This is a genomic window from Shewanella litorisediminis, from assembly GCF_016834455.1.
Classification (GTDB): Bacteria; Pseudomonadota; Gammaproteobacteria; order Enterobacterales; family Shewanellaceae; genus Shewanella; species Shewanella litorisediminis.
In genome coordinates this window covers 1,802,934-1,827,013 of sequence record NZ_CP069213.1, presented here as the reverse complement: position 1 = coordinate 1,827,013, position 24,080 = coordinate 1,802,934, and the positions used below count along the sequence as shown (strand labels likewise).

Annotated in this window: 15 protein-coding genes and 3 tRNA genes; 3 read left to right on the top strand and 15 right to left on the bottom strand. The window is 52.2% G+C overall.

Features of this window, described 5'->3' with window-relative positions:
- Positions 1–198 precede the first annotated feature (198 nt).
- From JQC75_RS07925 to JQC75_RS07915, 3 genes are all read left to right on the top strand, one after another.
- Positions 199–275, top strand: a tRNA-Met gene (locus tag JQC75_RS07925).
- Positions 276–323: 48 nt separating this feature from the next.
- Positions 324–400: transfer RNA gene (locus tag JQC75_RS07920), tRNA-Met, on the top strand.
- 48 nt (positions 401–448) lie between these two features.
- Positions 449–525 (top strand) — tRNA-Met (locus JQC75_RS07915).
- Positions 526–1,024: 499 nt separating this feature from the next.
- Here the strand turns inward: JQC75_RS07915 and JQC75_RS07910 are convergent.
- From JQC75_RS07910 to pepN, 15 genes are all read right to left on the bottom strand, one after another.
- Positions 1,025–1,597 carry a DsrE family protein gene (locus JQC75_RS07910; protein ID WP_203326864.1) on the bottom strand — a complete coding sequence of 191 codons (573 nt, stop codon included), beginning with the start codon at positions 1,595–1,597 and terminating at the stop codon, positions 1,025–1,027.
- Between the two features lie 107 nt (positions 1,598–1,704).
- Positions 1,705–2,394: an SDR family oxidoreductase gene (locus JQC75_RS07905; protein WP_203326863.1), complete on the bottom strand. Its 690-nt coding sequence runs from the start codon at positions 2,392–2,394 to the stop codon at positions 1,705–1,707.
- Complete coding sequence (locus tag JQC75_RS07900; RefSeq protein WP_203326862.1) at positions 2,391–4,436, bottom strand: transglutaminase-like domain-containing protein; 2,046 nt, start codon at positions 4,434–4,436, stop codon at positions 2,391–2,393. Before JQC75_RS07900 ends, JQC75_RS07905 begins: the two co-directional genes overlap by 4 nt.
- A gap of 12 nt (positions 4,437–4,448) precedes the next feature.
- Complete coding sequence (locus tag JQC75_RS07895; RefSeq protein WP_203326861.1) at positions 4,449–5,513, bottom strand: DUF3857 domain-containing protein; 1,065 nt, start codon at positions 5,511–5,513, stop codon at positions 4,449–4,451.
- 116 nt (positions 5,514–5,629) lie between these two features.
- On the bottom strand, positions 5,630–6,511 hold the full coding sequence (locus JQC75_RS07890; protein ID WP_420832830.1) for a CLCA_X family protein: 882 nt from the start codon (positions 6,509–6,511) through the stop codon (positions 5,630–5,632).
- Between the two features lie 42 nt (positions 6,512–6,553).
- The gene (locus JQC75_RS07885; RefSeq protein WP_203326859.1) at positions 6,554–6,793 is read right to left on the bottom strand and encodes a hypothetical protein; all 240 of its coding nucleotides are present in this window, start codon (positions 6,791–6,793) and stop codon (positions 6,554–6,556) included.
- A gap of 161 nt (positions 6,794–6,954) precedes the next feature.
- Positions 6,955–7,488, bottom strand: a complete 534-nt coding sequence (locus tag JQC75_RS07880; RefSeq protein WP_203326858.1) for a cell division protein ZapC — start codon at positions 7,486–7,488, stop codon at positions 6,955–6,957.
- 180 nt (positions 7,489–7,668) lie between these two features.
- Positions 7,669–8,688 (bottom strand): quinone-dependent dihydroorotate dehydrogenase, encoded by a 1,020-nt coding sequence (gene pyrD, locus JQC75_RS07875; protein ID WP_203326857.1) that lies wholly within the window; start codon positions 8,686–8,688, stop codon positions 7,669–7,671.
- 139 nt (positions 8,689–8,827) lie between these two features.
- A complete protein-coding gene (locus JQC75_RS07870; RefSeq protein WP_203326856.1) occupies positions 8,828–13,669 on the bottom strand; it encodes an NAD-glutamate dehydrogenase in 4,842 nt (1,613 codons plus the stop codon).
- 276 nt (positions 13,670–13,945) lie between these two features.
- Positions 13,946–16,252, bottom strand: coding sequence for an efflux RND transporter permease subunit (locus tag JQC75_RS07865; RefSeq protein WP_203326855.1), 2,307 nt, complete (start codon positions 16,250–16,252; stop codon positions 13,946–13,948).
- A gap of 37 nt (positions 16,253–16,289) precedes the next feature.
- Positions 16,290–17,300, bottom strand: a complete 1,011-nt coding sequence (locus JQC75_RS07860; RefSeq protein ID WP_203326854.1) for a YCF48-related protein — start codon at positions 17,298–17,300, stop codon at positions 16,290–16,292.
- A 64-nt stretch (positions 17,301–17,364) separates the two neighbouring features.
- Positions 17,365–18,729, bottom strand: a complete 1,365-nt coding sequence (locus tag JQC75_RS07855) for a DUF1329 domain-containing protein (protein ID WP_203326853.1) — start codon at positions 18,727–18,729, stop codon at positions 17,365–17,367.
- A gap of 12 nt (positions 18,730–18,741) precedes the next feature.
- Positions 18,742–20,817, bottom strand: coding sequence for a DUF1302 domain-containing protein (locus tag JQC75_RS07850; protein ID WP_203326852.1), 2,076 nt, complete (start codon positions 20,815–20,817; stop codon positions 18,742–18,744).
- A 310-nt stretch (positions 20,818–21,127) separates the two neighbouring features.
- On the bottom strand, positions 21,128–21,346 hold the full coding sequence (locus JQC75_RS07845; RefSeq protein WP_203326851.1) for a DUF2835 domain-containing protein: 219 nt from the start codon (positions 21,344–21,346) through the stop codon (positions 21,128–21,130).
- A 137-nt stretch (positions 21,347–21,483) separates the two neighbouring features.
- On the bottom strand, positions 21,484–24,042 hold the full coding sequence (gene pepN / locus JQC75_RS07840; RefSeq protein WP_203326850.1) for an aminopeptidase N: 2,559 nt from the start codon (positions 24,040–24,042) through the stop codon (positions 21,484–21,486).
- Positions 24,043–24,080 lie beyond the last annotated feature (38 nt).

Sequence of the window (24,080 nt, the reverse complement as noted above, 5' to 3'; positions counted from 1 at the left end):
CCTTTTTGACCATCCAGCGGGCTTTATCCTCCCCCATCGCAAATATCGGGTCAATTTAACCCCACATCGCAGGATATTTGGGCAGTCACACACAAAAGCAGGAATTTCCCTTGTAATTGGATTACAGGATAGTTATAGTTCGCCCCGCTTCGACGCAGAGGGCTGAAACAGCCTCTCGAATGAAGTAAAAAAATCGGACGCGGGATGGAGCAGCATGGTAGCTCGTCGGGCTCATAACCCGAAGGTCGTCGGTTCAAATCCGGCTCCCGCAACCAACTTTCTGGCTGACAGAAAGGCTCAAAATAAACAGCATACAAATCGGACGCGGGATGGAGCAGCATGGTAGCTCGTCGGGCTCATAACCCGAAGGTCGTCGGTTCAAATCCGGCTCCCGCAACCAACTTTCTGGCTGACAGAAAGACTCAAAACAAGCAGCATTCAAATCGGACGCGGGATGGAGCAGCATGGTAGCTCGTCGGGCTCATAACCCGAAGGTCGTCGGTTCAAATCCGGCTCCCGCAACCAATTCCTCAGTGACAAATCAAAACTGATAGCTCCGAATCGGACGCAGCATGTTAGCTCGTGGTGCTCACTCTCTAAAAAAAGAGTCGAAGGTCGTCGGCGGATGCCCGCCCAGTACTAACCCGGCTCCCGCAACCCATTCCTCAGTGACAAATCAAAACTGATTGCACAGAATCGGACGCAGCATGCCAGCTCGTCGGGCTCACTCTCTAAAAAGAGTCGAAGGTCGTCGTCGGATACATCCCAGTACTAATCCGGCTCCCGCAACCCATTCCGAGATTCCATCTTGTTTCTCCATCTTCTCAGCATCTGATAATTGTCGTGCGGGCAGATAACCCGTGATTCAAAAACGCTGCGAATTCAGTACCATTACCGGTTTCAGCCAGCTATATCATCATTGCCGCTGCTTCACGGCACATTTAAGATTCCGCTGACGCCCTATTTACCATTGGGGCAAAATAAAACACCGGCCCAAGCCGGTGTTCATCCAATTGGTCAATCCTCAGAATGGATTCTGGCTGTAACCTTGCTGAGCAAGGACGGCATGGGCCGTCATGGCAGAAAGGGACATTTCAACGCCGGGCAACAACATGTTGTTGTCTACACCCAAATGAGCAGCCGTTTGCCCGCACACCATAACGCGAACGCCGTTATCCAAGAGCGCTTTGAGCAGCTTTGCCTGGGCATTGCCCCGGGCAAGCTTTTTGAAATGCGCATCGTCCGACAGCACATCGAAAACCGCCTTGCCGTGTACCACAAGTGCGAGCTGAATATTGTTGGGATCAACCCCTGATGCAGCATGCATATTGATAAAACGTGCCAGGCTATCAATGCCGGGGTTTATCTTGCCCTCTTCGCTCTGCGTTGCCAGATCAAATACCACTTTAAAACGTTGATCCTTGGGGACCGGGTAGGTTTGCTTAACCCGGCTGGCCACCTCACCATAGCCCTGAATAACAGGACCACTGCGAAATTCATTGGCCCCGGCAGTCTGGAAAAAGAGCCCCAAGACCGCTGCGAGTTTAAGTGGTGTTATCCATGATGACCTTGCCATCACCTTCGACATCGGCTTCATGTCGCCTCCCAATTTATGTTATGCATTTGTGAATCACACTTGAGTCTGACACAGGCCAAGGGAGGACTCAAGCGTATAAAATGATTAACATCAATGAGATGGGATAATTACCACGGAATTTTGTTTCCCTGATAATCAAAAAATCCACCGCTTTGGGCAGAGGTTAGCTCCTCAATCACCCGGTATAGGCCAGCTGCAGAGGTTTCGGTATCAATCAAAGCATTGGGCCCACCCATAGCGGTTTTCACCCAGCCGGGATGAAGCGCAACCGCTTTTACCCCATGGGGTGCCAAATCGATGGCGAGTGACCTGGTAACCGCATTTTGTGCCGCTTTGGCCGAACGATACAGGTAGGCACCGCCGCTGCTGTTGTCGGTCATGCTGCCCATTTTTGATGTCAGGTTGGCGATAATCCCCTGCCCCTGACACAACCCCTCGGTTAACGCTTCAACCAGCTTGAGCGGGCCGATACAGTTAATGGCAAACAGAGCCTGCCACTCGTCTTGGGGCGTATTGCCAAGCATGACACCCTTGGGCCCATAGTAGCCGGCGTTATTGATTAATCTGTGAATAGGACGTTCTGCCAACGCGTCGCCAAGGGATGCAATCGCGTCATTTGCGCTTATATCGAGCTCAAACAGCTCCAGCCCCTCGTGGATTTCCATCATGGCGTGAAGCGCCGTCGCCTCATCAGGGGTCCGGCAGCAAGCCGCCACATCGCAGCCGGCATCCAAATAGAGTTTGGTCAACGCAAGGCCAATTCCACGATTTGCCCCTGTGATCACAACCTGAGTCATGGTTCCTGCCCTCCATTATTGTCTCGGCTCTGAGGCCTTACCCTGCGCCAACGTTCAATGAGTTCACGCACAAACTGCCTATCCTTTCTGGCTTCCTTGGCCGCAAAGAGTAAGAAATTACTGCCATCATCCCGATACACAGTGATGGTAGTCGTTAATTCATCGTCTTTGGCAAAACTCACGTCGATATTTTTTACCGTGTCGAAGGGCGCCGTCTCCTGATAAAAAACGCCATCTTCTACCCAATAAGAGAATATCCTTCCCTCGGTAAAGCCGTTGCCATCCTTCTGATTGCTGAGCCAATCATCTGAGTAGAAGTAAACCGGATTCTCATCTGCGGCGATAATGGCCTTTCGCTTCATAAACTTGATATCGCGCTGCCACAAATCGCTGCCTGCAATCACTCTGTCAGAGGCGGTAAAACCTACATCCTGTGCCAGGGTGAACAAAAGCAGCGGCAGAGTCGCCACCGCCAGCAACCAGTGACGCCAGCGCCAGCGGCTGTTGTAAACATAGGCCTCACTGCGGCCGTTGAGCCGATTGATGTAGGTCACCAGAGGTAAAATAACCAATGCCGGTACAATCAGTGCCAACCCATTCACACCATGAAACTTTTTGGTCGCAGAAACCCCGATATAAATCAGCATCAACAGCGCCGCTAGCCAGCCTGGGATTAACCAACGGCGCTTATCATCATCGCCATTGGCGGCCAGCGACAGGTACAGGTGGTAATACCAAAGTGGCGCAAAAATGGCCCTCGCCATTGGCCAAATGCCCGGTTCCAGCTGTTTTTGCACATATTGCCAGTTTTTGTATGTCCAATAGCAGGGGTAAAGGCCAAACGTCAGCAAGGATAATAATACGGCTTTCAGCGGCGATACCGGGTAGTAGCGGCTGTTCTGGCTGTGGCCATCGTCTATCAGCCAGCTTGCCGTAGCAAAACCTATGGCACACAGCATCAGAAAGCCTACAACGATGATAATCAGGATGACATGAGAATCCGTGTCCCCATCTTCCTGCGCTTGGGTTGCTGACGTCTCTTGGTTGTAATCTATGACACCGTAACTGTCGGTTTCAGCCACTTTCTTCAATGCGGCAATATAGTCGTCTACTTTATCCGCCGGTACCGAGTCGGTCTTACTTAGGTAGCGATACCCCAAGGTCAAAAGGTTGGTGCTTTTGTCAAAGCTCACGCTGTAGTGATAGTCGAAAAAGGGATTCGATTCCTCCAGCGCAACATCATCGAACTGCCATTCATTGGCACGAAACTTAAGCCGGATTGCCCCTTCGATATCCAGCGGATGCTTAAGTGCCAGTTCACGGCGACCGCTCCCTTCCGGCAAACGTAAAAATGGCGAAATTTGGGTTTCGTACACATAGACGGTATAGCCGCCTTCGTCATCAGGCTGCCAGGGCGCAGGCAGATTGTAAGACTCCTCAAGGCGCAGCTCGCCACCAGCCTTGTCGTCTGCCACCTCAAGCGGCTTTACGGCCTCGAGCCCCTTAAACTGTTTGCCATAGTATCCAACATACTGCTCCGACAGCGTCTTTATGCCCTCGGAGGCAATACGTCCGCGCATACGCCGAGCTTCATCCCCTTGATAGGCCGTCTGGATCCGGGCCAGCCCTTTGCCGTTTACGCCTTCTGAAAAATCGTATTCCTCCGTAAAACGGATACGACTGCCACTGGCGACAGATGCCATTGAAACCAACTGACGGGTGTCATCACTCAGCACAAGAGCAAAGCCATAGTCGGGCTGATAGAGATACCCGAGGGCATCGCCCTGGTCCATCAGGGTAGGATCGAGCCAGTAGGTCTGCCCATTAAAGCTGGCCTGCACTATGGCATGATTGAAGCGGACCGCCGATGGCAGTAAGGTCGGCACAATCTTGCCTGTGTCGGTATTCACCAGTGCCGGAGACGCCTGAATGCCCAGTTCACCCAGCAGAGTCACCAAAAGCACCGCCTTGTCTTTACAGTCGCCATAACGGCGGCTAAGGGTATCGCCGGCGGCAGAGGGGAAATGACTGTTGCTACCCATCTCCAATCCCAGCTAACGCACCTGCTCCTGCACCAGCGTCAGCGCCTCAACCAGCTGGGCCTCTTTCGATTGATGCTTTGAACCAATCTGCTGCGCCAGACGCTTTACATTATCGGTGGCATCTTGTTGCCGACTGAAGAGCGGCAGTGCCCAGTCAACCACCTGCTCCCAGGTGTCTGTTTCAGAGAAATAGGCTTTGGCGAAGGGGCTATACCAGGGGGCCGCATCACTCGGCACCGTCATGGTTGGCATGTGTTCCAGCAGTAAGCGGTAGTCCGTCTGAGCACCCAGTGTCTTGCTGGTGAACTGCAGATCGCTGTTGTCTATTTGAATGTGCAGCGGTTTGGATTTCCCCCACAGCACGCGTACCTGCTGACGGGCAACGGGTACACTCCATTGCAGTGTTCGACTACCGAAAAAGCGCCCTTCAAATACAGGATTGCCGCCGTATCGACTGTAGCTGTATTCCAGGATGTCCCCGACCCGGATGTCTTTAAGTACCCAGGTTGCGACCATGCTGCCGTCGTAGAGCAAGTCATCTGCACCGGGGCTGCGGGCAAGCTGAAAGTCGGCATCCAAGGTCTTGTCGATAAGCACTCCAGCCCGATTAACCACGATAGTATGCAATTGTACATGCTGATAGTGGGGGTCAAATTCAATCTGGATCTGTGAGACAGACTCAAGCCCCTTGGGCGCAGTCACCATATCGGCATAGTGACTGAACTGCACTTTCTTTCCGTCGGCATCCACCTTGTATTGGTTATCAACGACCAGATTATAGAGACCGTCGCGGATTTGTCCGTGAGGCAAGGCGTCCGGAACCATCACTTCGAGTGGGTCCACCCAGGATGCGGCTGGAATGAACTCCACGCCCTGGCTCTTATAAGCACCGCTGCGCCATTCGCTGTCGAGACTTATACGCGACAGAGACGGGCCGATCTCTTCGGCCTGTAGCGAAGCAGAATAGCAATTGAGCAGCATGAACAGCCACAGGACAACTGGCAAAAAAATAGTGTTAAGCGGGTACAGGTGTGATACCGATTGCCGGTACAAGGGCATGGAAATGGGGTGAGGCATTAGCGCAATCCTTTGTCTTTTCTTATCTTTGGTGCTTAACGCGCAGCTTAACGCCACGACTGAAAATGTTACAGCGAACTTTAACACGGCTTTGACAACTACTGTCAAAATCCCTGTCAGAGAAGGGTTTTGGCCAAAGCCCTGCCCAGAGGTATAAAGTAGCCAGCCATCGCCTTCATAATGGCTTGTCTGTGAGCTGCATCGGGAAAAGCTCCCGGCGGCATGGTGCCCCAATTACCGCGTTGGGGAGCTGATCTTACGTTATTTTCCGGGTGAACAGTTTTATGGGTCCCGGTAACTAAATAGGGATTAATCAACGGCGCCAGATATATCTCACCGCTGTCGGTATCAATGTGCTCAAAGTAAGCCTCGGACTCGATGGCAGCCTCAAAGGCACGCGCCATTAATTCAGACGGATGGGCAAAATAAAGGCGGCCACAGGCTTTATCCAACGCAATGGCGCGGCGCACATAGTCACTCGGCTGCTCTGTGTCGCAACTAAGCAGCACACACTTAAACAACGCTTCCAGCCTGTCGTTAAGCGGGTGGCAAAGAAGTGGCACATCCTTGAGCCAAAGCTCGCTGGCAAAACGTCCCATAGGTTTACGACCAACATCCATGGCGGTATCGCACAAATGATGGTCAAAGGCGTGCCAGAACTCGTGCGCGACTGCGCCGGCACCAGCGTGTTTAGCCAGCGCGAGGGTACGCTCCGACGGTGAGTAATGGGCCATTACCCCCTGCTGGCCACCATGGCCAAATGCAAGATTGAGTCGCTCCCTAAGCCCCAAGGCCTTTGGCGGCAATCCGAGCGCCAGCGCCAGATCCGCCAGTGCATCAAACACCAGATTGGCGGCAATCAGTGACTCTTCCGACGAAACCCAACTGCCTACCCTGACATGACCAAGCCCGAAAAACTGTTTTACATCCAGGAAGGTGACTTGCTCCCCCTCCCGGTGGTCAGGGCCCTGACGCACTTTGGCTTGGGCATCCCCCATTCGCTTCAGCTGCATTGATTGTCCTGGATAAAGGCTCTATTGCTATTCGCCTTTCATGCGATTTATCTCGCGGCGAACATCAAACCCCTCATCGGTAACCAACTTTTCCAGCACTTCGATCCGGCTTTTCAGCTGATTGATTTCACCGTGAAGTACCGTGAGTTCGGCTTTATGCTCATTGCCAAGGCGCTGCTGCCGCTCTCGCAAACGCATAAATTGCAGAATAAAACCACAGGTGATGGCAAATATCGGGATAAATAAGGCCAGCATGGGAATGGACATAGGGCTCTCCTTGAAGCATTTGCCCTATTATGGCGATGGCGACAACAGGATACCAGCAACAAAAGGCATGACGAAAAGCCCCTAAATGCAAAAAGGACGCCCATGGCGCCCTTTCTCGATCTGAGATGATGTATTTAAAGCGATAAATTAAAATCGCTAAATTAAGCCGCCACGGTTTGACGATTCATTCTTGGTTCATGTAAGCGATTGTGCATCACTTTTATGGTGTCAAACTGGCCGAGGCGCTTACCGTCACCCAAGTCACACTCTTTACCCAGCAGCATCACCAAAGCAGCCTGCAAGCCATTTTCAACCACCATCACCAAATGGCGTTCACCCTGACATTTGAGTTCAAATATCTTACCCATATCCGCGTAAACACAAATATCACTGGCATCAAAAAACCAGGATTTGGGCATTTGAGGTTTGAGCATAAAATGTGCTGCAGTCGCATTGAGTGTAATTTGAACAGCGGCAGCATCGGTTATTTTCAGGCGCTTTTGTACTCGGTCGAGCAGGTCAATATAGAACTTGGCGTGTTCAACGCTAAATTCCATATCTTCCAATGCGTCCGGAATAAGGAGCTTGGCTTTGTAAGGAGTCAGAAATTCCATTTCCGAACCTAACGAAACGCTTAAGACACCGTAAGCATCGTTATATCTCCATTGCCAATCCGTATGTGGCATTAATAACATAACGTATACCTGTAAATAAGTTTATCAATCGCATCATAGATGATTATTTACGCAATATCAAAAAGTTTTTTTAATGATATGACTTACTTAACAACACGTTAGTTAGATCACTTTGATCGACTGACGATCGTTTTAGATCTATAAAAAGAAAAAAGGATCGCTTTCGCGATCCTTCTGATGTTATTTTGCGCTATAGGACGCGACAATATCTTTTATTAATTTTGGCCCTTGATAAATAAAGCCAGAATATATTTGAACAAGTGTGGCTCCTGCGTCAAATTTAGCCAGAGCATCCTGAGATGAATTGATCCCACCAACACCGATAATTGGGATCGCACCTTTTAATTCAGTGGCCAACTTTTTGATCACCTTGGTCGATAATTCCGTTAAAGGTTTACCTGAAAGACCGCCGGTTTCATTGGCGTTAGCGAGACCTGACACACCATCACGACTTAATGTGGTGTTGGTCGCAATGGCCGCATCAAATTTATTTTTGATTAAGGATGCCGCAATACTGGCGATTTCTTCATCGCTCAGATCCGGTGCAATTTTAAGTGCTATTGGCACATATTTGCCATGCTTATCTGCCAGTTCAGTCTGCTTGGCTTTCAGCGATGACAAGAGATCATCCAATAGATCGCCATATTGCAAGGTACGCAGACCCGGTGTGTTGGGTGATGAAATATTCACGGCAATATAGGCTGCATGGGGATACACCTTATCCATGCAAATCAGGTAATCGTTTTTACCCTCTTCCACCGGCGTATCTTTGTTTTTGCCAATATTCACCCCAACCAGAATATCGGTTTTCTTGGCTTTAAGGTTGGCAACCAGATTGTCCACGCCCTTATTGTTAAAGCCCATGCGGTTGATGATGCCCTTGGCGGGCTTTAAGCGGAACAAACGCGGCAAGTCGTTGCCTGGCTGAGGACGGGGTGTCACAGTCCCTACTTCCACATGACCGAAACCCATGGCGTGGAACGCGTCAATCGCCTCACCGTCTTTGTCCAGACCGGCAGCAAGCCCCACTGGGTTAGGAAAGGTGATCCCCATACAAGTCACCGGTTTATGCGCAATACACTGCCTGTAAAACGCCGTCATCGGTGTGTTAGCGGTACGCTTGAGGCTGCCAATGGCCAGATTGTGGGCTCGCTCAGGATCCATTTGGAACATGATAGACTGCGCGATTTTGTAAAACATTGGATCTCCTTGGATTTTAATGTTTGTTTATTCTAAGGCCAGGCTGCCTGCAGGGTGAGGCGCACAGTGTACAGCAGCACCGTGTTTTTGGCCAAAAAAAGCCCCGGCGTTTGCCAGGGCTTGATGAGGCGTTCAGCGTTTAACTGTGACCTTCGCAATGCAGGATCAACAGATTCAGCTCACGCAGTGCTACCGAGAACTTGGCAAATTCATGACTTTGCGTTGTCTTGAAGTCCGCCAGCATGTGGAACCAGCGCTCCAGCAGTACGCGGTTTGCTTCAATCCAGCCTTCGATAATGGCATCTGCGCTGCAGGTGTCGGTGCAGGTACGCAGAACAACTGAACTCAGGGCGCGTTGCTGCCAATCCAGTTCTTCTCGGAAGGCTGCGCGGGCCAAGGCCTGCCAATGGTTTGCCACAGGCTGAGCACTGATCTGCTCGAGGAACCAGTGCAGCTCCACCTTGGCACCCAACTTGAAGTAAGTCTCAGCCACCAGGGAAACCGGCTTATTCTCATTCTGGGCTATCTGGGCGATATCCAGTGCCGAGAACAGGGTGCTCATATTGGCAATCACATTGGCCACATCGCTGGATACCTGCTCTTTTTCAAGGGCATGGATTTCAGCTGTAATGGCTTCAATCTCTTCGGCGACCATGTACTTGTTCACGTTGGCCTTGAGCTCTTCGAATACCGGCTTGTAGAAGGCAACAGTTTGTTCTATGCCTACAGCGCGGTTGCGATGACGCAGGAACCAGCGACAGGCGCGACGTACGTTTCGACGCAGCTGATGCAGCATTTCCATTTGCACTACCGCAGGCACTACCACGTTTTGTGCGGTAATTGCCTTGGTAAGCTCTGCCAAACCAAAGACTTCGCGAGCCATAGTGTAGCAAATGGCAACCTCGGCCACTGTGGCACCAGTCTCATCCTGCATACGCTGAACGAAGTTCAGACCCATGTCATTCACCAGCTCGTTGGCCAGCGAAGTCGCAATGATTTCACCACGCAGAGGGTGGGTATTCATCTTGTCTGCGTACAGTTCCTGCAGTTTCTGCGGGAAGTAGCTCACCAGCAGCTTGGACAGGAAGCTGTCTTCGGTGATTTCCGGTTTGAGCAGCTGCTCTTTGAGGACCATCTTGGCGTAAGCAACCAGCACAGACAGCTCAGGGCGAGTCAGTGGCTTGCCGGCGGCCAAACGCTCTGCCAGCTCATCGTCTGTTGGCAAAAACTCCAGCGCGCGGTCGAGCTTGCCTTCTTTCTCAAGATAATGGATGAAGCGAATTTGCTCTTTGAGCTGCTCGGCACCACGAACCTGAGTCACTGAGATGGTACGGGTCTGATCTTTACAGTCCTGAAGAACGATTTCGCTCACTTCGTCAGTCATCTCCTCCAGCAAACGGTTACGCTGCTTGAGGGTCATCTCGCCTTCCGCCACCATGGCGTTCAGCAAAATCTTGATGTTGACTTCGTTGTCAGAACAGTCCACGCCGCCCACGTTATCCACGAAGTCGGTGTTCATGCGGCCGCCGTTCATGGCGTATTCGATACGGCCCAACTGGGTACACCCCAGGTTACCGCCTTCACCAATGATTTTGGCGCGTACGTCACGACCGTTTACACGCAGACCGTCGTTGGCGCGATCGCCCACTTCGGCATTGGTTTCGCGGGAAGACTTAACATAAGTACCGATACCGCCGTTCCAAATCAGGTCCACTTCCATCTTGAGCAGCTCTTTCATCAGCTCAGTTGGATTCATGGACGCCTTGTCCGTGCCCAACATCTGCTTCATTTCAGGGCTCAGGGTGATGGACTTGGCGCTGCGGAGGAAGATACCGCCGCCCTTGGAAATCAGGTCACGGTTATAATCATCCCAGCTGGAGCGTGGCAGGTTGAACAGGCGCTCACGCTCTTTGAAGGTTGCAGCGGCATCCGGATTCGGGTCGATAAAGATGTGCATGTGGTTGAAGGCGGCCACGAGGCAAGTGTGCTCAGACAAGAGCATACCGTTACCAAATACGTCACCGGCCATGTCGCCAATACCCAGACAGGTAAAGTCGGTGGTCTGGCAGTCGATACCGATTTCACGGAAGTGACGCTTTACGGATTCCCAGCCGCCCTTGGCGGTGATACCCATTTTCTTGTGGTCATAACCGTTTGAACCGCCTGACGCGAAGGCGTCGCCCAACCAGTGGTTGTACTCGATGGAGATTGCGTTGGCGATGTCAGAGAAGGTGGCGGTACCCTTGTCGGCGGCCACTACCAGGTAGGCATCGTCTTCATCGTGACGGACGACATCCACTGGCGGCACGATTTCACCGTTGATGATGTTGTCGGTCACATCCAGCAAACCACGGATAAAGATGCGGTAGCATTCCTGACCTTCGGTGAAGATGGCTTCACGGCCGCCGTCAACCGGAGACTGTTTGCAGACGAAACCGCCCTTGGCACCCACTGGCACGATTACCGTGTTCTTCACGTTCTGGGCTTTTACCAGACCCAGCACTTCAGTGCGGAAGTCTTCACGGCGATCGGACCAGCGCAGACCACCGCGGGCAACCTTGCCACCACGCAGGTGAACACCTTCAACCCGTGGGCTGTAAACGAAGATTTCAAAGGCCGGCAGTGGCTTTGGCATCTCGGGGATCATCTTGGGGATGAACTTGAAGGACACATAGTCCTTAACCTCGCCATCGGCCTTGGTCTGATAGAAGTTGGTACGCACGGTGGCGTTAATCAGATCCAGGTAACGGCGGATAATACGGTCATCATCCAGGCTTGCCACGTCTTCCAAACGCAGGTTCAACTGTTCCTTGAACTTGGTCAGGGTGCGGGTCTTGAGCTTGGGATTGAACTTGCGGATGAACATTTTCACCAGCAAATCGGCAATCTCTGGATAACGGGCAAAGGTTTGTTCGATATAGGCCTGGCTGAAGGTGGCATCAATCTGGCGCATGTACTTGGCATAGGCGCGCAGGATGGACACTTCACGGCCGGCCAGACCGGTAGAAAGCACCAGACGGTTAAAGCCGTCATCTTCCAGTTTCTTGTTCCACACCTGAGACAGGGCGGTCTGGAATCTGTCCTGGCTGTCGGCGAGGTTTTCGGTGTTGCCACCGGTAACCATCATTAGGAAGTCGAGGATCCAGAAGGTGGCACCGTCTGGGGTCTTCACTTCGTATGGACGTTCGTTGATGACGCGCAGGCCGAAGTTTTCCAGCATTGGCAGCACATCAGACAGATGGATAGGCTCATCCTTGTGGAACAGCTTGAGGCGTACCTTGTTGCTGTTGAGTGCGGCTTCCTGTGGCTGGTAGAACAGCATGCCGAGCTTGTGCTCTTCATCCAGGGCTTCGAGCTGCTGGATATCCACCACGGCAGCATTGGGCAGCACATCTTCTTTGTAAGAGCGAGAGAAAGCAGTGAGGTAACGCTTGGACAAACGGTTGCCCTGCTCTTCACCCATGGCATGGTTCAGCGAAGTATACAGCTTGTCTTCCCAGCTACGGGCGGCTTCAATCAGGTTGTTTTCAATGGCGGCCACATCTACATCCATATTGTTGTTATCGACTTTTACTATGTAGTGGGTTCTGGCGAGCGAGGACTCAGAAAAATAGGTGGTGAATTCCACTTCTTCTTTGCTCTGGAAATGCTGCGCCAGAATGCGCTGCGTGTCCTGACGCAGCTTGGTGTTGTATCTGTCTTTGGACACATACACCAGGCAAGACAGGAAGCGGCCGAAACCATCTTTACGGACAAAGAGTTTCAGCTTGTCGCGGTCCTGCATCTCGAGGACACCATGGGCCACCTGAGACAGCTCCTGCTCGTTGGCCTGAATAATCTCGTCACGGGGCAGGTTTTCGAGGATGTTCACCAGCGCCTTGTAATCGTGTGAACGAGGCACCAGACCGGAGTTGTCCAGCACGCGCTGTACCTTTTGGGCAAGCAGCGGGATTTCACGGGGACTGCGGTTATAGAGATTTGAGGCGTACAGACCGATAAATCTGTCTTCGCCAATCACATTACCTTTCTTGTCGAAACGCTTGATGCCGATGTAGTCAACATAGGCCGGACGGTGCACACGGCTCTTGGTGCTGCTCTTGGTCAGGATAAGCAGGGACTCATCCAGCGCCTCTTTACGGGCCGTATTCGACAGCGTCGACAGCATAAGTGCATCGGGCTTGTGCTTACCGGGCTTGTTCATCAGGCCAAGGCCCGACTCAAGGTTAGGCACCAGCTCCATGTCACCTTCCACACGTCTGAGGTCGTACTGACGATAGCCCAGCAGGGTGAAGTGGTGATTGTTCAAATAAGTCAAAAAGGCAACCGCTTCATCCAGTTCTTCCTTGGTACCGGGGAAAGGTTGCTTTGGCAGTTCAGCGATGGTGGCGGTCAGCTTGTCTGACATGGCCTGCCAATCTTTTACCGCGGCATGCACATCAGTCAGCACCGACTGGACTTCACCCAGCAGGTTTTTCAGATCGGCCTCAGAGCTCTGACGGTCAATCTCAATCAGGAATACGGCAACTTTGTCGGCTGTCTCGGGGCTGTCTTTCACAAAACCGACACTGTCGATGCCCTTGTCGCTGCGGCCCATGGCCAGCGGCGTGTGCAGCATCATATGGGTAGTTACACCCAGGCGGTTCAATGCCATACCGAGGGAGTCGGTCAAGAATGGCATATCGGGCTGGATCACTTCGATGATGGTGTGAGAAGACTGCCAACCGTGTTTTGACTGGGTTGGGTTGAATACCCGAACGTGAGTATCACCGACTGGAGTCTTGCCAAGGGCGTTCCAGAGGCTTAATACGGCACCGTAGAGGTCACTGTCGGTGCGGGCCTGCAGATCGTCCTTCGACATATGGGCGTAGAGACAGGTGGCGAACTGTTCGACTTGCTTTGCTTGTGAATTGGGGACTTTGGAATGGATCAAACTGACTACGTTTTCGAGCAGTACTGAAGGCATTGCATCTTTCAAGGCCATGTTGCTGTTTCCTTAAGCGTCTATGGCAGCGCTTTATTCATTTTATGGATGCTTCCGACGTATGACCCCGGGCGGAATTTTGTGACCAAGGTCATGGCGCGCAGTTTATTACTAAAGCGGGCGATTTTCGAGGAAAATTTTAGTGGTAGATCCTGTGGAAATCCAGTAACGACGGGACTTTAACGGAATGTTAAGAACAAGGATTCAGATAACAAGAGTAAGTATGCAGTTCAGTGTTTAAAACAATCGGGGAGCCAGGCTCCCCGAATTCAATGCTCATCGACGATTGGGCCAGAACACAGCCGTCAGCGCCGGTAAAATAATTATGGCGCCGAGCATATTTACCAGGAACATAAAGGTCAGCAAAATTCCCATGTCCATCTGGAACTTAAGTGCGGAGAAAAACCAGGTGCTCACCCCAATGGCCAGAGTAAGACCGGTAAAGATAACCGCACTGCCCCGCTCCTGTAATGCTTCAAGGTAAGCCTGCTGAACTGCCATACCATCACGCAGTTTTACCGCCATGGTGGACAGAATATAAATGCCATAATCCACGCCTATCCCCACACCGAGCGCAATCACAGGCAGGGTGCTGACCGCAAGACCGATTTCCAGCTTGGTCATCAGCGCCTGGGCGAGTGTGGAAACCACGTACAGTGGCAAAATCACAGCGATTGTCGCCCTTAAGGAGCGGAAACTCGCCAGACACAGCACAAACACGGCGCCATACACATAAAGCATCATGGGCGTTTGCGCCTCGGCAACCGCCTCGTTGGTGGCGGCCATCACCCCAACCGGACCAGAGGCCAGCTTGAACTGGATTTTATCGGTATTCAGCTCGGCCGAGACCGCCTTTACCTTGGCAACTACAGCTTCGATGGTTTCGGCCTTGTGATCCTTGAGGAACAGATACACGGGCATAACTGAGCAGTCGCCGTTGAGCAAACCTGAGGTAGTTGGGATCTGTCCCACCGCCTGCACCAGGCTCGAGGTGTTGCGGGGCAATACCTCCCACTTGGGGTTACCCTCGTTAAAACCGGCATTCACCTTACGGGCGATGGAGGCAAGACTCGCGGTGGACTCCACACCCGGCGTGTTGCCAACCTGCCACTCGAACTCACCAATACGCTCAAGTGCATCATGGTAAGTACAGGCTTCCGGGTACGCCTCTGTGATGATGGTCATCACGTCGGTGGTGATGCTGAAATGATCGGTAATAAAAAAGGTATCCTGGTTGTAGCGGCTATCGGCGTGAAGCGCCGGCGCCCCGCCCTGCAGGTCGCCGATTTTCATCTCATTGGCGCCCTTAAGCCCCAGTGCATAAATACCAGCGGTGACGAGCAGGACCACGGCGGCAACCCGAATGTCGGCAAAACGTGAGAATGGCTGCCAGAACGCCTTGCTGCGCGCAGCACGGCCGTTGTCTTCTTTGGTGTTGATTTCAAAGAAAGAAATTACTATCGGCAACAAAATCAGGTTGGTGAAAATAATCACTGCCACACCCAATGACGCCGAGATAGCCAGCTCACGGATGATGCCGATATCGATGGCAAGCAGGGTGATAAAACCGACAGTGTCAGACAGCAACGCCACACCGCCGGGCACCAGCAGACTGCGGAATGCCGACGCGGCCGCCGCCTTGGTTTGCTGCCCATCCAGCACCCGCTGACGCACAGCGTTAATGATTTGAACCCCGTGACTGACCCCGATGGCAAATACCAAAAACGGTACCAATATCGACATGGGATCCAGTCCAAAGCCGACCACGGTCAGTAACCCCAACTGCCACACCACGGCAATCAGACTGCAGCTTAAGGGCAACAAAGTCAGCACCAGCGAGCGGCTGAAGAGGAACACCATCACTGCAGTAATAGCGATGGCTATCAAAAAGAACAGCAGCACCCCCTTGGCACCATCGGCCACATCACCGGCCATTTTGGCAAAACCGATAATATGCACCTTGATGGTGTCGGTTTCATATTTGCCGCGCAGTTCGTTTTCCAGCTTGGCGGCAAGGGCAATGGTGTCAAGCGGCTCGCCGGTTTGCGGGTCAAAGTCCATCAGCTGGGCCGACACCATGGCGGCGCTATAGTCCTCGGCGATAAGGCGGCCAACAATGCCCGCCTTTTCAATGTTGTCTCGCACCACCGCCAGGCCCATGTCGTCGTTGACATAATCGGCGGGGATCACGGGGCCTCCTGCAAAGCCGTCTTCCACCACTTCAGTAAAACGGGTTGACGGAGAAAACAGGGATTTCACCTGGGAGCGTTCGATACCGGGAATAAAAAACAGTTGATCATGCACATTCTTAAGTGCATCAAAAAATACCGGATTAAAGATATTACCGCTGGTATCCTCCACGGCCACCATAATGGAGTTGGCGCCGCCAAAGTCCTTCTGATGCTTGAGGTAGGTTTGCATGTAGCTGTGGTTGAGGGGAATGTTTTTGACAAATGCCGCATCCATCTTGAGCTGGCTTGCCTGATAGCCCAAAAAGGCTGTCAGCACCACGAAGACACTGATTACCCAACCACGATGGCGAAAGAGAAAACTTTCAAACCCATTGACCAGTTTTTCCAACATCACTTAGGTCCTGTTGTTATCGTTATAGACGCATTGATTAGTGTTTTTGGGCATCCTCGAGCGCAAAGACGCCCTTGGCTCCCACAAGCCATACTTTACCGCGGCTGTCTTTGGCCGCAGCAACCAGGTTTTCGCCCTGACGGCGCGCCAGTAACGCAACCTCACCTCCGCCTGTTTTGCTGAGTATGACACCGGCATTACCCACAAAGTAAATCGTGCCCTTCTCATCTGCAAGGGCGCCGTTGATACTGGATTCAACGGGCAAATCAAGCTGCTGCCAGTCATCCAGCGCCAGACCGGCTTCAAACACGTGGCCTCTGAGGCCCATCACATACACGCTGTTGCCCTGTTGAATGGCAGAAAACATCGAGCCTTCATAGTCGAATGGTAAACGGGTAAAGCTGTCACCGTTATTATCTGATACGGCAACTAACCCGAGTTCGCCCACCATTAACAGCCGGCCGTCTTCAAGGCGCAGCAAACGGTTGAAATGGGGCAACAAAGAAGCGCGCTCAATGGCGTAGGCCTCGGGATCTGAGTCTTTGAGTTCATTCAGATAAGCCAGGTCTTCCTCAAACAGGAGCTCCTGATGAAAAACTTCCTGCCACTGTTTCCCACCATCATAGGTGGTAAAGAAAAGACCATAGGCGCCTACCGCGAACCCTCGCTTGTCATCCACGAACAACAGATCCATGAAGGGGCGTTCACGTTCCGGGGCTGAAAACTGTTTTTCCCAGGTTTTCCCGCCATCCCGGGTATGAATAATGGTCGCGTCATGTCCAACAGCCCAGCCCAGTTGGTCATTGAGGAAAAATACCTTGGTGAGCTGTGCATCCGTTGGGGTTTCAACCTGCTGCCAACTGCCGTTACCGAGCAGTACGTGCCCACGCTCGCCCACAGCAACCAAGTGCTCACCGGTACTGACGACATCCAGTAACAGACTGTTGACCGCATTGGGTTGTAGCTGGTGCCTTGGACTATCTGCCGCCTGGACAGAGATCAGGGCAAGGGAAAGAAACGAGAGTGGCAACAAGGCTCGCAGCAACATAAAAACATCCTAATGCTGAAAATTCGGGGCGCATAACGCGCCCCGGTTTATTGGCTGATGAGAATTAACGCACGCCTTCACGACGCAGCGCGTCCGGGGTGAAGTCGGAAGCAGACAGCTTGGCATCGAAATCGTACATGCTGCCTTCGTTATCCAGACCAATGGCCAGGTAACGGCGTGATTGCAGGTCGTGGAACACTTCCAACGTACTCCAGTGCGCAGGCACTTCGTAATAGTTCAGACCATGGGCGAAGGCCACACGGTAGAGTTCATCACGATTGTCGTACATGTCGGTGGCTGACACCTGCCAGGAGTCCTCATCCAGGAAGAACACGCGGGTCTTGTAAATGTGGCGCATGCCGTCTTTCAGGGTTGCCTTCACTTCCCACACGCGGTGTTTCTCCCAACGTACCAAATCAGGATTGATGTGGCCGGGCGTCAGGATCTGATCGTACTTGACCTTGTCAGAGTGCAACTTGTAGTCGTTGTAAGGAATAAGGATTTCCTTTTTACCGACAAGCTCCCAGTTGTAGCGGCTTGGTGAGCCGTTGAACATATCATAGTCGTCAGTGGTACGCAGACCGTCTGATACGGTACCCGGAGTATCAAAGGCCACGTTAGGTGCCTTGCGCACGCGGCGCTGCCCGGTGTTGTAAGTCCAGGCCTGACGAGGCAGGGCTTCCTGATCCAGGGTCTCTTTCACCAAAAGCGCAGTACCGGCCAAACGCGCAGGCTGGGTAACAACCTGCTTGAAAAGCGCAAGCGTGTTGGCTTCTTTGAGCTTTTCGGGTGTCATGTCGGGCTGAGAATACTCAAAGCGCAGCTGTTCAGACAGTTCAACCAGGGTGTAGCCGCCGCCTTTGGCTGGGGCAGCCTGGTTACGCTGGGTTTCGATGTCGACACCACGGAAACGCAGTATGTGGTTCCAGATAGCCTCAAGACCATTTTGAGGAATGGGGAATGGAATACCCACGGCGGCACCCAGAACACCGTTGCCGCCCTGAACCAGTTCGGCGCGGGTAGCGTTGGCTTTGGTAGCGTCATACACCCACTGCGGTGCAGAAGCGCTGCGCTGGGTTTTGTAGACGTTCATCTTGAAAGTATCTGGGTACAGCTCAAACAGCTTGATTTGACCGGGGGTTAACAGGCTCTTGTACTGCTCAAGATTGGCCTTGGTCACGGTGTATTCAATCTTGTCGGCCGAATAGGGATCAGGATGGTGATCGCCTTTTTGGTAACCCGCTGGCGCAGCTGTGATACCACCATTCCAGGCTGGGATGGAGCCATCGGCGTTAGCCGCCATTTCGCCGCCCATGGGGGTCAGGCTGGTGCCCAATTTGGCCGCTTCGGCCTCGGAGACTTTCGCCACTGCAGCGCCGCCACCCAAGGCAAACATTACCGCTGCAGACAATATCGCAAGTTTCTTCATTGTTATTGTCCTTTAGATAGAATACTTGATATTGAACGACACATAATCGCGATCGCTCATGGCGTTGGTGGTACCTACACCACCGAAGAAGCTGTTGTAAGACAGATCGGCGCCCCAACGGCTCTGGTAATCAAAGTTGATGCCGAAGGCCACTGATTTACGTCCCTCGGTAAACAGGAACAGTGGGTCTGGCGTGATACCATCAACATCGTGTGACCAAATCACCCGTGGTGACACGTTGATGCCCGCAAAGAGGTTGTTGTAGTCGGCCTTGGCAACGATACGGTAACCCCAGGCGAAATCAGTTGGGAACGGATTGGTCTCGGGGCCATTATGAACAATCTGCAATACCCCTTCGTAACCATCCCGGCCGCCGCTGCGGGCAGTGCCGGGGCCGTTGAGGCGCAGTTCATCATGGGATGGCATATCGTGGATCCAAATGCCGCCCACTTCCGCCAACATTGTCAGGTTATCGGTACCCAGCGTCGGCCCAAACAGGTGAGTCAGCGTGAATTGCGCCTGAGTGGTATCAACGCGGATAAAGCCTTCGGCATAATCGCCTGGCTTAACTTCTTTACCGAAGTACTCAGGATACTGGGACAGGCCATCAAAGAACTCATAACTGCCACCAACCACGTTTGAGTTTGCCAGTTGCTGCGGCATAGCGGCAAACAGGAGTTCTACGTCGTCTATTTGCAGTGGCTCGTCCTGACGGTGAGCTATTTCACCGGCTACCGACGTATCACCAATCAGGGTGTTAAAGCTGAAACCGTAAAGCTGAATGTCTTCGGGATATACGATTTGAGCCTTGGAGAAGCTCTCGAGTCCCAGAATAAGGTCGCGATCGATATTGCCGGCATTCATGCCCACTGTGGTCATGTCAGTCAGCAGTGGAACCAGATCGAAGTTGGCCGCGGTACCGCTGATGAGTGGGCGACGGCTATGGTAGTTCATGTAGTAAAGACCAAACTCGGTCTCACCCAGCTCAGGGGCATAGTAGCCAAGCTTAATACCATACTGACCATCATCGCTCGCCTGTGCTTCGTCTTCGATCAGCGTTACCTTGGTTGGATATGCCAGGGCAGCGCGGATGAGGCTTTGAGTGCCTTCAGGAGACGAAAACGCACCTGATACAATCATTTGCGCGAGTTTTTCGTATTCGGCCTGAATAAAGTCGAGGTTAATGTCAGGGTTGGCGTTAAAGCCGAGCTGAGCATTTTGCTGATAGCCACCGTAACCGGCAAAGTCGTTGGTCGCAAAAATCGAGCCCGGTGTAGGAACCCAAATAGGCTGCCAGTCATACTGGTAAAAGGCTTCGAGGCTGAGGTTTTCGGTTACCCCCAATGAGGCCCACACCATCCCCTGAGGGCGGAAGGCTTCTTTGAGCTCAGCTCCCGGGGCATTGAGAATGTTCAGGTCGACGGGGTTAATTACACCTATGCCGTGGGCAATCAGGGTGCTCTCCCCCCAGGAGACGACCTGGTCACCCACGCGAACAGTCAGCGGATTCTGGCCATCATTAAAGTCAAAGTTGGCATAAACAAAGGCGTCCAGCAGACGGATGTCTTTACACTGTAATTCTTTGGCCTGCTTGTCGGCACAAGGGTCAAACTCTTTGCCGGTGATAGGGTCTGAATAGCCAAAGCTGCCATCATTGAGTTTGCGATCGTAGAAGTACATACCACGGGCAAACAGACCGAAGTTTTCATACTTCAGCGACAGTTCGTGCAGGCCTTTGAATATTTCGGACGTGGTATCGCCCTGAGAATAAAGCAAGTTACTCAAATCGTTGTTACTTGAGTAAGACCCGGGTTGAGCCCAGATCTCTGCCGAGGTGTACTTGGTGTTGCCAAATGCAGAATAGTTGGACCAATCGAATCTGGGGTGATTGACCTTACCGATTTGGCCATCCCAGTCGCGTTTTTCCACGCGCCAGCTGGCACCCAAGGTGAAGGTAGAATCGAAAGACCCTTGCACTTCGCCCCAATCAAACGATACGGCCTGAGCAGGAATACTTCCCAGACTCAGGGCTGACGCAACCCCCAAAGAAAGCGCCGTCTTGTTAAAACCCTTTTTAACACTTTTCATGTTAGCTTCTCTCCGTAACCTGCTGGATTCTTTTTTATAGGTATTGCAACCAACATGTGGTTAGCCTACAGGTAACACCATTGTTACAGCAATTACGGGTTCACGGCAAGGCGGGTATGGAGAAAATTTTCTAAAGAATTGAGCACTTAGGTGCTATTGGCAGCCAAACTGAAAGGTGTGAATTTGAATTTTTTTGAGTTGTCAGAATTGTGTCTCACAACTGGTAGGATTAGTCAGCTTTTTTCAATAGCTTAGCCGCTTGCGAATGGGCTAATTCGCCAAACTCGAATAAATCAAACGTTTTAAGTTATTACTCTAATTTTTGTAACAACTGCAACTCACCCTGTTTATCGAGTTCCATGCGGAAAAGTCCCTGTATTCCATTACGGGTAACATAGGGACGAAAATGCCTGGCATTGATCCAAAGCACCCTGCCCTCAATATCCTTGACCTCGACCATGGTCGCATCGCCTTGATAATATTTTAAAAAGTCATTAAAGCCGACGTTAAGCCGAAAAAAGAGTTCCAACGTATCACTCCGCGAATGGGGGGGCTGCGCGATTCTGGACGCATGCCCCAATAAACACCTAAGCTTCTATACGGTGTACCTGTGCACTACACCTGAAGATGTAATAGCACAGGCTCCGACCATTGAAAGGTTAACCACTACTGCGACAGGGCTCTGGATACCTTTTCGTACAGATCCCGGGACAAATCAGGCAATGCAATCAGCTCTTCAAGGCAGGCTCTCATCTTCTGCTTACGATCTTCATCGAATTTACCAAACTGAATGAGTGGCGTGATGATCCGCGCCGCCACCTGAGGATTGACGCTGTTAAGCTGCTTCAGATAACGGGTTAACAGGCGATAGCCCTCGCCGTCTTCCCGGTGAAACTGCACAGGATTGTTGGCCGCAAAACAGCCAATCAATGAACGCACCCGGTTTGGATTGTTGAGGCTGAACGCCTTATGGGACACGAGCGAATCGATACGACCCAGAACAGCATCGTCCTGACGGCTGGCCTGCAGCATAAACCACTTATCCATTACCAGTGGCGTATCCACCCAGCGTTGTTCAAACCGCTCGAGAAGCGCATCAAGGCAGTCGTGCTCACCGGCCATGGCGGCAGCAAGTGCAGCGAGGGAGTCAGTCATATTGCGGCTGTCTTTAAACTGCGCTTCCACCATCTCTTCCGGGCACAAACCGCCCCGGGCAAGCATAGCAAGACAGGCGTTCTTGAGGGCCCGCGCCGGCGCTGAGTCGACGTTGTAAAGCTCTCTGTAGCGAACCAGCAGCTCGTCTTCCAGATTGGCCGACAACTCTTCCAGCACAAAAGCCCGGGCCGAGACCAGAGCATCGAAGTTGACGCTGTCGACCTGCTCAATCAAGGCGTTGACAGACGGAATATTGAGAATTTCGGCGGCAAGCTCAGTATCAAGCTGGGCATCCAGCAGCACGGCACGGAAGGCATCGGCCACTCGGGTATCAAGCGCCATATCACCGCCGGCAATAAGGGTATTCACGTTACCCCAAATGGCTCGGCTGATAAGGCTGACCGACGCTTCCCACCGCGCTACTTCAGAGCTTGCGTGACGCATCAAACTGATTAGCTGAGCCGTGGTAAAGTCGTACTCAAGCTTCACCGGCGCCGAAAAGTTTTGCAGCAGTGATGGCACCGGCCTGGCGCTCAGTCCCTCGAACACAAACTCGTTACGGGCTTCTTTAACGTCAAGCACCTTGTTTACAAGCGACTTGCCATCTTCACCGATAAGCTCCACATCAAAGGGAATGTGCATCGGCTTGGCATCCTCACCTGCCTGTGGCGGCAAAAGCTGCTCCACGACAAGGCGGTATTCTCCACTTTTGACATCAAAGCTGTCAGAGACCTTGAGCGTTGGGGTACCGGCCTGGTTATACCACAGACGGAACTGACGCAAATCCACGCCGCTTGCATCTTCCATGGCCGCGACAAAATCATCGCAGGTGACTGCCTGACCATCGTGGCGCTGGAAATACAGCTTCATCCCAGCCTGGAAACCGGCCTCTCCAAGCAGGGTGTGCATCATCCGAATGACTTCGGCGCCCTTGTTGTACACGGTCACGGTATAGAAGTTATTCATCTCAATCACACTTTGCGGGCGGATCGGATGTGCCATTGGACCAGAGTCCTCGGCAAATTGCTGATTTTTAATAACCTTAATAGCCTGAATGCGATTAACCGCACGAGAGCCAACATCGGAGCTGAACTCCTGATCGCGAAATACCGTCAAGCCTTCTTTAAGGCTCAACTGGAACCAGTCTCGGCAGGTCACCCGGTTGCCGGTCCAATTGTGAAAGTATTCGTGCCCCACCACAGACTCAATACCGTGGAAGTCATCGTCGGTGGCGCTTTCGGTGTCGGCAAGAACATACTTGGTGTTAAATATGTTCAGGCCCTTGTTTTCCATGGCACCCATGTTGAAAAAGTCAACGGCCACAATCATGTAGATGTCGAGATCGTACTCAAGACCAAAGCGACTTTCATCCCATGCCATAGACTTTTTAAGGCTTGCCATAGCGTGGTGAGCTTTGTGCAGATTGCCCTTATCCACAAAGACCTGGAGCGCGACTTTACGGCCGCTTTGGGTAGTGAAGCTGTCTTCCAGCAGGTCGAAATCCCCTGCAACCAGAGCGAACAGATATGCCGGTTTGGGGAACGGGTCTTCCCACACAACAAAGTGGCGTTCTTCACCCACGTCACCGGCTTCGACCTTGTTACCGTTACTGAGCAAATAGGGGAATCCGGCTTTTGGGGCTTCAATACGTACCCGGTACCTGGCAAGCACATCCGGACGGTCCAGGAAATAGGTAATGCGGCGGAAGCCTTCGGCTTCACACTGGGTACAGTAAGCCCCATCTGACATATACAGCCCCTCGAGGCTGGTATTGCCCACAGGGTCTATCAGGGTTTCAATCTCAAGCTCAAAGGTTGCTGGCAGGCCTTCCAGTCTTAGCTGACCATCGACAACCTGATGTGGATGAGCCGTGCCGTTTACCTTGACCGACTTCAGTTCAAGGCCTTCTCCATCAAGCAGCAGGGCTTCATTATCTCGACAACGGGTCACCTGGCTAACAGCAATGACGCGGGTGTTATCGGGGTACAAATCCACCAACATATCCAGCTCGGTAATGGTAAAAGCCGGGGACTGGTAATCTTTTAAGTGTTTGGCCTGTAATTCAGACATGTCAGGTCCTTTTCGAAAGTGTTCTAAAAATGGGGTTT

Excerpts from the sequence above, each read along its gene's own strand:
- JQC75_RS07890 (WP_420832830.1), bottom strand. The coding sequence starts at position 6,511 with ATGGGGGATGCCCAAGCCAAAGTGCGTCAGGGCCCTGACCACCGGGAG.
- JQC75_RS07850 (WP_203326852.1), bottom strand. The coding sequence starts at position 20,817 with ATGAAAAGTGTTAAAAAGGGTTTTAACAAGACGGCGCTTTCTTTGGGG.
- JQC75_RS07880 (WP_203326858.1), bottom strand. The coding sequence starts at position 7,488 with ATGTTATTAATGCCACATACGGATTGGCAATGGAGATATAACGATGCT.
- JQC75_RS07905 (WP_203326863.1), bottom strand. The coding sequence starts at position 2,394 with ATGACTCAGGTTGTGATCACAGGGGCAAATCGTGGAATTGGCCTTGCG.
- JQC75_RS07885 (WP_203326859.1), bottom strand. The coding sequence starts at position 6,793 with ATGTCCATTCCCATGCTGGCCTTATTTATCCCGATATTTGCCATCACC.
- JQC75_RS07855 (WP_203326853.1), bottom strand. The coding sequence starts at position 18,729 with ATGAAGAAACTTGCGATATTGTCTGCAGCGGTAATGTTTGCCTTGGGT.
- JQC75_RS07900 (WP_203326862.1), bottom strand. The coding sequence starts at position 4,436 with ATGGGTAGCAACAGTCATTTCCCCTCTGCCGCCGGCGATACCCTTAGC.
- pepN (WP_203326850.1), bottom strand. The coding sequence starts at position 24,042 with ATGTCTGAATTACAGGCCAAACACTTAAAAGATTACCAGTCCCCGGCT.
- JQC75_RS07895 (WP_203326861.1), bottom strand. The coding sequence starts at position 5,513 with ATGCCTCACCCCATTTCCATGCCCTTGTACCGGCAATCGGTATCACAC.
- JQC75_RS07910 (WP_203326864.1), bottom strand. The coding sequence starts at position 1,597 with ATGAAGCCGATGTCGAAGGTGATGGCAAGGTCATCATGGATAACACCA.
- JQC75_RS07870 (WP_203326856.1), bottom strand. The coding sequence starts at position 13,669 with ATGGCCTTGAAAGATGCAATGCCTTCAGTACTGCTCGAAAACGTAGTC.
- JQC75_RS07865 (WP_203326855.1), bottom strand. The coding sequence starts at position 16,252 with ATGTTGGAAAAACTGGTCAATGGGTTTGAAAGTTTTCTCTTTCGCCAT.
- pyrD (WP_203326857.1), bottom strand. The coding sequence starts at position 8,688 with ATGTTTTACAAAATCGCGCAGTCTATCATGTTCCAAATGGATCCTGAG.
- JQC75_RS07860 (WP_203326854.1), bottom strand. The coding sequence starts at position 17,300 with ATGTTGCTGCGAGCCTTGTTGCCACTCTCGTTTCTTTCCCTTGCCCTG.